The organism is Paracidovorax wautersii (genome assembly GCF_900113035.1).
GTDB classification, from domain to species: Bacteria; Pseudomonadota; Gammaproteobacteria; order Burkholderiales; family Burkholderiaceae_C; genus Paracidovorax; species Paracidovorax wautersii.
This window is the reverse complement of sequence record NZ_FONX01000006.1, coordinates 61,525-73,183: the sequence shown is the minus strand read 5'-3', so window position 1 is coordinate 73,183 and position 11,659 is coordinate 61,525. Positions and strand designations below refer to the sequence as shown.

Here is an 11,659-nt window from a genome sequence, read left to right as displayed (position 1 = left end):
CTGCACTATTCCCGCGGCACCACCTCGGCCGGGGGATCCACCGGCGCGCCTGCGTCCGCAGTCGGCGGGGTACCCGATAGGGCAGCCGTGTCGCCCCCCGGCTGGGCGCCGGGCTGACTGCCAGCCTCCCCGTTCGCTTCCGGGGCTGCCGGCTTGCGGCGCACACGCTTGAGTACGGACGGACCCATGGCGTGCTCCATGGCCTCGTGCGCAGCGTCAGCCCCGCTCCCTGGTTCCGCCGCCGGGAGGATGGGATCGGGCTCGCCCCCGGACTGGCTGGCATTGCCGACGTCGAGCGCGGCGGCATCGTCCATGCGCGGTTCGCCGGCCGCTGGCGCAACCGGCCGAGGGGCCACCTCGCCCAGATCTCCATCACGCGCCCCCATTGCATTCATGCGCCTGCGCAGACCGGTGGCCTGCCGGCGCGCCGAATTGGCGATGTCCTTGATCTGGCGCTTCAGCGCGGCGCGCTGGATGTCCAGCTCCTGGGTGCTGATGACCTCATGGATCTCCAGCGTCTGCAGCAAGGGCATCAGCTGGTCGAGCTGGTTGAGCACCTCGAGGTACCGCCGCCCGCTCGAGGACAGGATGCCGACCTCGATCTCCAGCGGCTGCGTGTCATAGGTCGCGAAGCTGCTGATCCCATGGGCCTTGAAGAGGGCCTCCGCGCCGTCGAGCGCCTGGTTGAGCCTGTTCTTGACCGCGTCGATGTCGGCGCGCAGCGAGGTCTCCTCCCTCTCGACGTCCTGGTGGTCGATGCGCGTGCGCGCGATCACGGAAATGAAGTGGGCGTTGAGCTGCAGCGTGTTGAACATGCGCACGAACAACCGCTTGGCCTCCGCGCTCGTGAAATGCGTGCGGACCTTCAGGCTCGCCGCCTCGACCCTGCGGAAGTCGGCCTTGGCCTCCCGCGCCAGGATGCGGGCGTTGACCGCGCCCTGGTCCGTCTTCACGATCTGGATATCAGCCATCGCCGCCTCCGGTGCTTCGGTTCCTGCGGCCGATCTTCGGCGCCCGCCGCGCGCGCCGCCACCCGAAATCCAACCCGAATCCGGCGCATTTCGGCGACAGCCCGCGCGGGCGGCGCCGGGCGCCTTGACCCCGCCCCGCCGTCCCGCTACGGTGCTGTCCAACGGTAGCTGGCCCGCGGGCCCGGCCCGGCGGACACCCCGACCGGACGGATCCCGACTGCGAGCCCTGGAGCATTGGCCGCGCGCACGTCCGCGGCACCGGCAGGAACAGGCTTTCGAGGCAAGCGCCTGGCCTTGCGCCGAAAGCTCTTTCCGACCGGTAGCTGGCACACCGATCACGGCGGATCACCCGCCTACCTACAAACCAGCCTGGGTCCATTGACCCGCGAGCCTCGGCGCCATGCCGAGAGTATTCACCCCGAGGGGCACCCGCCCCTCACGGGGATTGGGCTGCCTCCTCCCTTCCTGGAGTCAGCCATGCCGACAAGCATTGCATCCCGCCGCCCGCGCGCGCCAGCGTCCGCGGACGTCTTCTACATCCTCCCCAGCACCGCGCTGGCGGGTGCCTCGATCGTCGGGGCGCCCGACTGGTCCGACATCGATCCCGACGGCGACGACGACGCGCACGAATGGACGGTGGAAGAGATCGTGTATCTCCATTGGCGCCTGCTCAAGGACGTGCGCGATCTGGCGAACACGAGAACGCCGCTGGACGAGAAGCTCGCGACCCTGGGCTGGATCTTTACCGACCCGGAAAAGGACCGCCTCCCCTTCTCGTTCGTCAACTGCCTGCGCGTGGTGGGCTGCAGCCCGCTCTCGCCCATCGCCTATTGCGGCCGGGTGGACAGCGAGGAGATCCGCGATCACATCGCGCGCAACGTGAAGGGGTGGCTGATGGAGTCGCTCGCACGCTACCCGCGCTGGGTGGCGGAGGCGTTCGCAAGCAACCCGGGCTGGATCGAGGCTCGGCTCGCCCGGAACCCCCAGTGGATCAACGAGCAGATCAAGTGGCTCTCGTTCCAGGGCGACCTCTTCGCCTGATCCCCCTCTTCCTGGAGCCCGCGGACGCGGGCTCCGCAACCCAAGGAGATGCCATGTCTTCATTCGAAATCATGCTGTGCCTCGTGCTCGTGCTGGCCGCCTACGGCGTCGCCGCGCGATGGGACGACGAGGCAGCGCGGGCCGCCCGCGCCGAGTCCCGGTGCACGGCCTCGGCTGCCGCGCCGTTCCCCGGCGCGGGCCCGGCCCGGCGCCGGTGCGCAGACCTCCCCGCCAGGGAAACCTCCGGACAGGGGGTGGAGCCATGACACAGGCAGCCACCTTCGCGCGCTCCCGGCCGCTGGTGCCGGTCTGCGACACCGCGGAACTCGAGTTCCTCATCAAGGAAAGCGAGATCGTCACGGGCATCGCCGGCCGGACCTTCGTGGTCCTCGGCTCGCGCATCCAGTCCTACCGCATCGCACTGCGGCCCAGCGGCTACCTGCTGCGTTCGCAGGACGGCGAGGCCATGGCTGCCGACACGCGGTACGTGAGCGCCGCCGACTGGCCGGACCACCCGGTGTCGCGGGCGCTGCAGGCCGGCCTGCTGTTCACGTTCGAGATCGGCCGTTAGGCCAGCGCCATTGCCGCGCGGGAGGTCCGGTCCCCGGGGCCGCCTGCGCGGGCGCCACATCCATTGGAGGAAAAACATGCATCGCATAGAACCACTTGGGCAGCCCGCACGCGCGCGGCCGCCCGGAACGCACAGGACGTCGCCATGACGGAGACGGAATACGAGCTGCGCATCGAGGACGTCAAGGCACGCGCCCACGGCCGCTGGGACGAGATCCTGCGCTGCCTGGGCGTGGACGAGCGCATCCTCAAGCACAAGAACCTGCCGTGCCCCCTGTGCGGCGGCACGGACCGGTTCCAGTACACGGACCGATACGGCGAAGGCAACTACCACTGCCGCAACCGGGATTCTTGCGGGCCGGGCGGTGGCTTCAAGCTGCTGCAGGCTCTCAAAGGCTGGGACTTCGTCACCACGCTCAAGAAGGTCAACGAGTGCGTCGGCGGCCTGCCCGCCGCGACCGCGTCCCACGCGCAGCCGGCCGGCGCCGAGCGCATGCTGCTGCTCGCGCGCCGCATCTGGGACGAAGGCCTGCAGATCCGGCGGGGCGACGAGGTGGACCGCTATCTCTGCGGCCGCGGGCTCGGGATGGACGTCTATCCGAGCGCGCTGCGCTACCACCCGCGCCTGGGCTACTACGAGCGCGGTGCCGACGGCAAGACCCGCCGCGTGGCCGAGTACGCCGCGATGCTCGCGCGCATCGACGGGCCGGACGGCCAGCTGGTGTCGCTGCACCGCACCTACCTGAGCGGCGGGCGCAAGGCGGCCCTGCCCGATGCCAAGAAGGTCCTGACCGCGGGCATCAACGGCGCGGCCATCCGCCTGTTCGAGCCCACGGAGGTGCTCGGCCTCACCGAGGGCATCGAGAACGCGATCGCGGTGCACCTGCTCAAGGACATCCCGGTCTGGCCCGGCCTGAGCGCGGGCAACCTGGAGAGGATCTGGCTGCCGGACACCGTGCGGCGGGTGCTGATCTTCGGCGACAACGACGCTGACGCCGACTTCGACGGGGAGGCCAGTTCCTACTTCCTGGCGCGCCGCCTGCGCAAGGAGGCACGGCACGGCCCCGCGCGCGAGGTCGAGGTCCACATCCCGCGCAAGCCGGGCGCCGACTGGGCCGAGGTCTGGTGGTCCATCGTGCAAAAGATGAGACGCGCCGCGTGACGGCGGGGTCCCGGCGAAGGCGCCGCCTTCCCGGGCCATCCCGGACGGGTCCGACCGGAGGTCGGACCCGCCTTCTCGGTGACTTTCGCCACAGGCGAGGTCAGCGACAAGGCATTGGAGCATCTCCCGGAGCATCGCTCCGCTGGTAGCTGCCAGACCAAGCCGCGCATCGCGCGGCGAAGGCAGCCCTGGAGTTGGCACGCGGCATCCGTCGCGCGCACCGTGAAGCGGCGAACGCCGCTTCGTTCACCACCCCGCGGGGACCGTTCCCCGAGGGGAGGCGCGTCCCCGCATTTGTCTTTGGAGATTCAAATGCGCAATGGACGAACCCTCGAGGAGCTTGCTCGCGAACTGACGCGCCAGCTCGAGACCAAGAAGGACCTGGTGCTGCCCCCGTCGGCGATGCGGCACGAGACCGACGGACAGGGCGAGACGCGCCTGGTCATCGACCATCCCGATGGCGGCCGCTTCGCCGTCACCGAGCTCGCGCGCCGCCAACTGGCCGGCAAGCTGAACATTCCCTATGCGTACTTCGAGCGCATGCGCACGGAGCAGCAGGACCTGCTGGATCGCAACGTCAACACCTGGCTGCAGTGCGACGAAGGACACAAGATGGTGCGAACCCTGGATGGCCAGGCCCGCGCCTTCCTGTCCGACCGCTACCGGCGGTTGGACAACTACGACCTGGCCAACGCGGTGATCCCGATCCTGGGCGGCCTGCCCGACGTGCGCTTCGAGTCGATGGAGCTCACGCCCACGAGGATGTACATCAAGGTCGTGGTTCCGCCGCTGGCCTACACGATGGCACCCGGCGACATCGTGCAGGCGGGCATCGCGATCACCAACTCCGAGGTCGGGCACGGCACGCTGTCGGTGCAGCCGCTGCTGTACCGCGTCCTGTGCAGCAACGGGCTGATCGTTCCCGAGCGCGCGCTGCGCAAGACCCACATCGGGCGGGCACTGGGCGCGGAGGACAATGCCGTCCAGGTCTACAAGGAAGACACGCTCCTCGCAGACGACCGGGCGTTCTTCCTCAAGGTGCGCGACGTCATCCAGGACGTGGTGGCCGAAACGACCTTCCTGGAAGCGGCCCGCAAGATGCAACGGACCCAGGGCATCCAGCTGCGCGGCGACCCCGCAAAGAGCGTGCAGGTGCTGGCCAACCGCTACGAGCTCAGCGATGGGGAGCGCGCCGGCGTGCTGCGCCATCTGGTCAGCGGCGGCGAGCTCTCCGGCTACGGGCTGGTGAATGCCGTGACGCACTTCAGCCAGGAGATCCCGGACTACGACCGGGCCACCGTGTTCGAGGAACTGGGGGGCAAGCTCATCGAGCTGCCGGCCCGCGAGTGGGAAGGCCTCGCCGCAGCAAGCTGAACCGCAGCGGCGCACGGGCATGGCCCCATCCCCGGCCCCGGGGATGGGGCCCCTCGCCGCAGTCGGCGGTGTGCGGTCAGCGCGGCGCCTGCCGCGCCGAGCCCCTCCAGAACTTGCGGACCTGGATGACGCCCTCGACCCGTCCGAGCACCTTGAGCTGACGCCGGGTGCTTTCGGCGGCGTCCTTGATGACCGTCTCCGGATACCGGGTGTTGGCACAGCCCAGCACCAGGCCCGTGCCCGGCCGGTATTCGAGCGTGCGCACGAGTTCGCGCCCGTCGCAGGCGATCAGATAGTTCCCGTTGCCGCGGAACTCGGTGACCGCGAAATCGACGAACAGCGTGTCGCCATCTGCGATGTCCGGCTCCATATCGTCGCCGTGCATCCGCCTGGCGCAGCAGCCATACATCTGGTCGCGCACCTCGCTCGCCACATCCTGCACCCACTCCTCCGGCTCGCCGTCCGGCGCGGCGGCGGGTTCCGTCGGGGCCAGGGCCTGGCGCAGGGACCGCTTCTCGCCCAGCAGCCCCAACAGCCACGAGGGGTCGCCGTCCATGCCCGTGCACAGCAGCTTGAAAGAGGCGAGGTCCGGCAATCCCGGCGCCGTGCAGTCGATCCAGCGGCGCGTGGTCTGGTAGGCCCGGCCGGTGATCTCCGCCAGGTGCACGGCCTGCTTGTGCCCTTCCGGGATCCGGGCATCGCGCAGGCGCTCTAGCAGCCGGGCCTTCAGGCTGACGGACAGCGCCGCGTCCTCGTCGGCGCGCCCATCCGCTGCCTGCACTTCCAGTTCCCGGGATTTGGTCCTCGATGTCTTGTTCATTTCGCTCTTTGCCATGCCACCCAGCTTTGCCACGATTTCGTGACCGTCAACCGCTCCATCGTCCGCCGCCACCCCGAATCTGCCGGTTTCCAGGCCACATCGGTACCTGTCGAAACAATTTAGAGCAATTTCTATTGAAAAAATCACACTTCAGAGCATAAGCTCTAACCTGCCTGCACGCGCATGCAGGCGGAACCTGGCGCGAACCTGCCTGCAGCCAATCGGCGCCGAGCACGGCACGTCACCTCGCCCCCAGGGGGCACACCAAGGAGGAGGTACCCATGGTCGCCATCGATCTCTCGGAGGTCCAGCTTTCCAACCTCACGCTCTTGCTGACGATGCGCGACAGCATCAGCCGCGACCCCACCCTGGCCTGCGGGCTGTTTGGACTGCGCGAGCCCGACGCCCGATACCTCGCCTCACTGTCCAGCACACAGATTCTCGCCATCGTGGCCAACGTTGGCAACGAGACCCTGTTCGCTCCGCGCGCCGACCTGTTCACCCTTCTGCGCTCGCCCCTGCCACTCGCCGGCGCCCTCTGCGCCGTCCATCCGCCTGCGCCGATCCTGCCCGCTGCTCCGGTGGCGGCCGCCGAGCAGGCGCCCTGCATGTGACTGCGACATGGTGCCGCCGCCCCCCTTGCCGACCGCTCCGGTACGCCACGCGGAGCGCCAGCTCCAGCGGCTCGGGCTCGCCAGGGAATGCGCGCAGCTCGGCGCGCGCCTGCGCACGATCGAGATCGTGAGCGGACTCCACCAGCGCCAGATCCTGCGCCTGCTCCATGCCGACCACTGCGTGCCGCCGCGCGGGCGCTCGCCCGAGACGCCGGAGTGGTACCACGGCGGCACGCTGCTGGACCGCACGGAGGCATCGGTCTTCGCAAGCCTCTACCGGCGCCTGCGCGGCCTCGACTTCGACCCGGCCCAGGCGTTGCTGGGCGCGTACCGCCACTATCGCGGCATCTGCCGGCGCACGCCCCGGCTCAGCTTCGATCGGGCTTTCGACCTGGCGCGGCACCTCGACGGCATCTGGAATGCCAAGGAGGTCTGCTTCTCCCTGGTCACCTGTGCCGTCTGCGGCAGCGAACACCTTGCCGAGGCGGGCGCCGCCGCGCACGCGGCCGGCAACTGCCCCTTCTGCAAGCTGATGGTCCGCTTTCCCCGCGACCCGCGGGTGCAGATGAGCTTTCCCACGCCACCGCTGCCGGACCCGGCCTGCCTGCAGTGGCGCCTCGCTCCGAACGCACGGCTGCACACCTCGCGCGACTGACCCTGCCGCGGCGGATCCGCCCGCGCGCCCACCTCGCCGGTTGCCGGCACCACCCCCGTACAGAGGAAGGACACGCACACGGACGGAGGACCGGCCATGCAGCCCGTCGACGCATTTCCACCAAGAGAAGCCCCTGCGGGGCAGCCCGGCGATGCCGCGCCGGAGAGTCCCGCAGCCGTGCCACCGCAGGCGCCAGCCGCCTTCGCCTACCCCGCGGTGGATCCGGGCTTCCCGGCGCTTGGACTCGACGAACTGCTGGCGGCGCACGCGAATCTGCTGTCGCGCATCAAGATCTGCTACGGCACCGATCGCCCGACCTTCGAGCGCGATGTGCTGCCGCTCGTGCGCCGCTATGCGGCGTTCGTGCACCTACTGCCAGCCACGCCCGCCAACTACTTCAATGTGCCGGGCGGCCTTCTGCAAGTGGGACTGGAAACGGCCTTCTTCGCGCTCCAGGGAACGGACGCACACATCTTCTCGGGCCGGGCCACGATCACGACGCGCCGGCACCTGGAGCCGCGCTGGCGCCTGGCCACGTTCATCGCAGGCCTGTGCGCTGAAGTCCACCGCACGCTGGGCCAGGTGATCGTGACCGACCACGCGGGCAGCGAGTGGCAGCCCTATCTGCTCGGCCTGCACCCGTGGCTGTCGCAGCATGCCGTGACGCGCTACTACCTCAAGTGGATCCCGAACGCCCCCGACAGCCCCGGCCTCTCGCTGTTCGTCCTGCCCCAGATCGTGCCGGTGGAGACGCTGCAGCATCTGGCCCAGGGCAACACGGTGGTGGTCCCGCACATGATGGCAAGCCTGTCGGGGATGCCGCTGTACCGCGAGCACAACATCCTGGCCGAGCTGGTCCGCCGCTCCGCGGCCCTGGTCATCGACCGGTTCCTCAAGGCCAGCGCCGACCGCTACGGCAAGCCCCAGCTCGGATCGCACCTGGAGCGCTATCTCGTGGATGCGCTGCGCCGCCTCGTTGCGACCCATCCCGCCTGGCTGCCGAACAGCGAGCGTTCCCGCGTCTGGTACGGCCGCGACGGGCTGTTCCTCGTCTGGCCGAACGCGGCCGCTGACGTCCGCAAGCTGCTCGAAGCCGACCAACTGCCAGGCGTCCCGAAGGCGCCCGAGACGATGCTGGAGGTGCTGCTCGGCGCAGGCGTCTTCGAAACGCGCGCCGACGGCAAGCCGCTCTGGACGATCGCGCCCCCCGGCGCCAAGACACCGCTGGAAGCGGTCAAGCTCGCCGCGGCCGCTGCCGTGCTGGCCGGCCTCGAACCCAGGCCCGAACCGCTGGCAGACGCGCTCGCCGCCGAGCTCGGGGCCGCCCCGGAGGGCAGTGCCGCGCCCACGCCCACGCCCACGCCCGCGCATTCCCGCGCGCCCGGCCCGCTACCCGCGGCGTCTCCAAGGGCCGAGCCGCACCAGCTCGAGTTGCCGGTCAGCGCCCTCGGCGCCGCAGGCCCAGGGACGCCAGCGCCCGAGACCGGCGAACGGGCGGCGGACACCGGGGGCCCCCAGTCGACCGTCCAGGGCGCATCTGCGAGCGACGCCTCCTCCGCGGCGCAAGCGGACCCTCCCGTCGCGCCCTCCCTGGCCTTGCACGCCCCGATGCGCCTGGCTCCGCACGTGCGCGCGGCCCTCGTCGACATCGTCGACGCCCTGAACACCGGCAGCGCCGCTCCGATGGCCGCAGCGACGCCCGCCGGCCTGTTCGTGGCGCTCGCGGAATTCGAACGCCGACATGTCGAGCCGTCGCTGGCGCTGCGCGCGCTGCGCGAAGCACGCATGCTGGCGGGCGGCGGCGACGGACCGGCGCCCACCTCGACCTGGGTGTTCGGCGGCGAGGCATGCCTGGGCCTGACCATCGCGCCGCCCTTCGTCTCGGGAATGGAGCCCGCGGCGGACGCAGGCAGCGGGAATCGCTGAGATGCTCGTACGCCGCTACGAGATGCCCTGGCGGCGCGCCTACGAGGGCTATGCGTGCCTGGCGTGGTACCTGGCGTTCGCCGTGACCCTGTTCGAGGCCGCGGTACGGGCGCTGCCATGGCTGCTGGCGGCGCCGATGGCGATCGCCTGCCTTCTCGCCGCGCTTGCCAGAACGGCGCAGGCCCTGCGCGTGCTCGTCGTCCGTGCTTCCCTTTCCGGCCACGCGATGGAAGTCATCGTCCCCGCCCAGCTGGAAAGGCTGCTCGCAGGACCCGACAGCGTCTACATCGGCCAGGGCTTCGAGTGGCAGCCTGTCCATTCCCAACGCCTGTACGAACTCGCGAAGATCGACTACCGGGACTATCTGGTCCCGCCCGCCCTGCTGAAGCTGCTGGGATACCGCGTCGATCCCCAGCCGGACGCCGAGATCGGCCTGCCGTACATCCACGGCGTCGAGCCGCAGGAGCGGCCGCTGTACCGGCCACTGCAGAACATGGAGGGGGGCACCCTGCTCGTCGGGACGACGCAGGCCGGCAAAGGCGTCGCGCTCGCCAACCTCATCACCCAGGCGGTGCGGCGCGGCGATGTCGTCATCGTCATCGACCCCAAGAACAGCCACCGCCTCAAGCGCGTCGTCAAATGGGCCTGCGAGCGCTATCGCGAGCCCGACACCTTCCTGGAATTCCATCCCGCCTTCCCCGAGACGGGGATTCGCATCGACTTCACCTTCAACTGGCAAAAGCCCAGCGAGGTCGCCTCCCGCATCCAGTCCATCATGCCGCCGGACACGGCCGGTGCCTTCAGCGCCTTCGGCTGGGACGCAGTGAACGTGGTCGTCCAGGGCCTCGTGGAGTTGGAGGAGCGCCCCAACCTGCTCAAGCTCACGCGCTACATCGAGGGCGGCATCGAGCCGATCCTGGAGGCAACGCTGCGCCGGCACTATGCCGCCATGCTGGGGCCCGGCTGGCGCGAAGTGCCCGAGATGAAGAAGCTGCTGCACGACGCGCAGCGCGGGAACATCCGCCGTCCCTCCGAGGCATCGAGCAACGAACTGCTCGGGCTTGTCTCGTACTACGAGCACCATGTCCCGGAGGCGCAGCGCACGAAGACCATCGACGCGCAGGTGCGGACCTTCAGGCACGACCGCGAGCACTACCAGAAGATCACGGCCAACCTGCTGCCGGTGCTGTCCATGCTCACCTCGGGCGACCTCGGCAAGACCCTCTCGCCCGATCCCTTCGATGCCGACGACACGCGCCCCATCATGAACCTCGAGAAGATCGAGCAGGCGGGCCACGTGCTGTACATGTGCGTGGACTCGCTGCCCGATCCCTCCGTGGCGTCGGCGATCGGAGCGCTCGCGCTCGCGGACCTCGCCGCGCGCGCCGGCATGCGCTACAACCTGGGCGCCTACCGGCGCATCTCGCTGTTCGTGGACGAAGTCTCCAACGTGATCAACCTCCCCCTGATCGAGATTCTCAACAAGGGCGCCGAGGGAGGCATCTACACCACCTGCGCGATGCAGACGCTGGCGGACCTGGCGCGGCGCCTCGGGAGCGAGGACGCGGCGCGCATGGTGCTCGGCAACCTCAACAATCTGATCGCGCTGCGCACCAAGGACGGCCCGACCCAGGAGTTCGTGGTCGAGACCTTCGGCCGCACGGCCATCCATACCGTTCGTGTCGGCCTCAACCACGGTGCCGACGCACACCTCGGCGACTTCTCGTCGTCCTACTCGACGCAGATCACCGAGACCCAGGAAGAAGCCGTGCCGGCGGACATCCTGGGCAAGCTGCCCAATCTGCACTACTTCGCATCCGTCTCCGGCGGCAGGCGCATCAAGGGGCGCTTCCAGATCATCGACCCCGACCACGGGCGCGGTAGCGCACGGCCATCATGATCCGCGTCGTCACCATCGCCTCGCTGACGGCACTGTTGCTGCTGGTCCTGTACCTGCCCTCAGCACAGCCGCCCGAGCGCTTCATGCAGCAGCTACGCCAGGAGCATCAGCAAAACAGCGACTTCTGGGGAGCCGACACGGCCGAGCGCATGCTGGACAGGATGATGGAGCTGCAGGCCGATGCCGCCGCCGCCTCGCCGGTTCCCGCCGCGTCAAGCGCCCCCGCGCACACGGGCGTGGACCAGGCCGTCGGGCGGGAGATGGCGCGGGTGAACCAGCGGCTGTTCAACAACCCTTACTTCCGCTCCATCGACGCGCTGCTCGTTCTGGCCTCCTACCGCCTCGCGATGCTGCTGGAGTGGCTGCCCAAGTACTGGCTCCTCGCGTTGGCGCTGGCCACCGACGCCTTCCTCGAGCGCGCCGTCAAGTCCAGGGAGTTCCGGCAGCACGACCCGGAGATGTTCGCCCTGTGCGTGAGCGCCGCGATCTTCACGCTGTGCGCGAGCGTGCTGGCGATGGTCTGGCCCTGGACGCTGCATCCGGCCGCCTGGGCCGCAGCGCCCGTTCTGGTGTGCGCCCTGGCCACCCGCGCGATCGCGCACTTCCACCGCCGGTCATGACCGGCG

Annotated in this window: 12 protein-coding genes; 10 read left to right on the top strand and 2 right to left on the bottom strand. The window is 69.6% G+C overall.

Going from position 1 to position 11,659, the window contains the following annotated elements; genetic code table 11:
* Window positions 1-5: 5 nt before the first annotated feature.
* Window positions 6-971 carry a DUF1845 domain-containing protein gene (locus tag BM070_RS25125; RefSeq protein WP_242455310.1) on the bottom strand — a complete coding sequence of 322 codons (966 nt, stop codon included), beginning with the start codon at window positions 969-971 and terminating at the stop codon, window positions 6-8.
* Window positions 972-1,448: 477 nt separating this feature from the next.
* On the opposite strand from BM070_RS25125, the gene BM070_RS10945 reads away from it, so the two are divergent.
* The 5 genes from BM070_RS10945 to BM070_RS10925 all read left to right on the top strand — a co-directional run bounded on the left by BM070_RS10945 (window position 1,449) and on the right by BM070_RS10925 (window position 5,118).
* The gene (locus BM070_RS10945; RefSeq protein ID WP_059400287.1) at window positions 1,449-2,012 is read left to right on the top strand and encodes a hypothetical protein; all 564 of its coding nucleotides are present in this window, start codon (window positions 1,449-1,451) and stop codon (window positions 2,010-2,012) included.
* Window positions 2,013-2,065: 53 nt separating this feature from the next.
* A complete protein-coding gene (locus BM070_RS10940) occupies window positions 2,066-2,278 on the top strand; it encodes a hypothetical protein (protein ID WP_059400286.1) in 213 nt (70 codons plus the stop codon).
* Window positions 2,275-2,583: a hypothetical protein gene (locus tag BM070_RS10935; protein ID WP_059400285.1), complete on the top strand. Its 309-nt coding sequence runs from the start codon at window positions 2,275-2,277 to the stop codon at window positions 2,581-2,583. Before BM070_RS10940 ends, BM070_RS10935 begins: the two co-directional genes overlap by 4 nt.
* A 144-nt stretch (window positions 2,584-2,727) precedes the next feature.
* Complete coding sequence (locus BM070_RS10930; protein ID WP_059400284.1) at window positions 2,728-3,744, top strand: DUF7146 domain-containing protein; 1,017 nt, start codon at window positions 2,728-2,730, stop codon at window positions 3,742-3,744.
* A 312-nt stretch (window positions 3,745-4,056) separates the two neighbouring features.
* On the top strand, window positions 4,057-5,118 hold the full coding sequence (locus BM070_RS10925) for a DUF932 domain-containing protein (RefSeq protein WP_059400283.1): 1,062 nt from the start codon (window positions 4,057-4,059) through the stop codon (window positions 5,116-5,118).
* 76 nt (window positions 5,119-5,194) lie between these two features.
* Here BM070_RS10925 and BM070_RS10920 read toward each other — a convergent pair whose 3' ends face one another.
* The gene (locus tag BM070_RS10920) at window positions 5,195-5,953 is read right to left on the bottom strand and encodes a S24 family peptidase (protein ID WP_162015738.1); all 759 of its coding nucleotides are present in this window, start codon (window positions 5,951-5,953) and stop codon (window positions 5,195-5,197) included.
* Window positions 5,954-6,219: 266 nt separating this feature from the next.
* Between BM070_RS10920 and BM070_RS10915 the strand changes: the two genes are divergently transcribed.
* The 5 genes from BM070_RS10915 (at window position 6,220) to BM070_RS10895 (ending at window position 11,653) form a co-directional block, all read left to right on the top strand.
* Window positions 6,220-6,552, top strand: coding sequence for a hypothetical protein (locus tag BM070_RS10915; protein ID WP_059400281.1), 333 nt, complete (start codon window positions 6,220-6,222; stop codon window positions 6,550-6,552).
* Between the two features lie 25 nt (window positions 6,553-6,577).
* The gene (locus BM070_RS10910) at window positions 6,578-7,207 is read left to right on the top strand and encodes a FlhC family transcriptional regulator (RefSeq protein WP_172739418.1); all 630 of its coding nucleotides are present in this window, start codon (window positions 6,578-6,580) and stop codon (window positions 7,205-7,207) included.
* A 96-nt stretch (window positions 7,208-7,303) separates the two neighbouring features.
* Entirely contained in the window at window positions 7,304-9,133 is a 1,830-nt protein-coding gene (mobH, locus tag BM070_RS10905) for a MobH family relaxase (RefSeq protein WP_082136756.1), read from the top strand.
* Window position 9,134: 1 nt separating this feature from the next.
* Window positions 9,135-11,033, top strand: coding sequence for a conjugative transfer system coupling protein TraD (gene traD, locus BM070_RS10900; RefSeq protein ID WP_059400278.1), 1,899 nt, complete (start codon window positions 9,135-9,137; stop codon window positions 11,031-11,033).
* On the top strand, window positions 11,030-11,653 hold the full coding sequence (locus BM070_RS10895) for an IncC plasmid conjugative DNA transfer DtrJ family protein (protein ID WP_059400277.1): 624 nt from the start codon (window positions 11,030-11,032) through the stop codon (window positions 11,651-11,653). The genes traD and BM070_RS10895 overlap by 4 nt, the downstream gene beginning before the upstream one ends.
* Window positions 11,654-11,659: the final 6 nt, after the last annotated feature.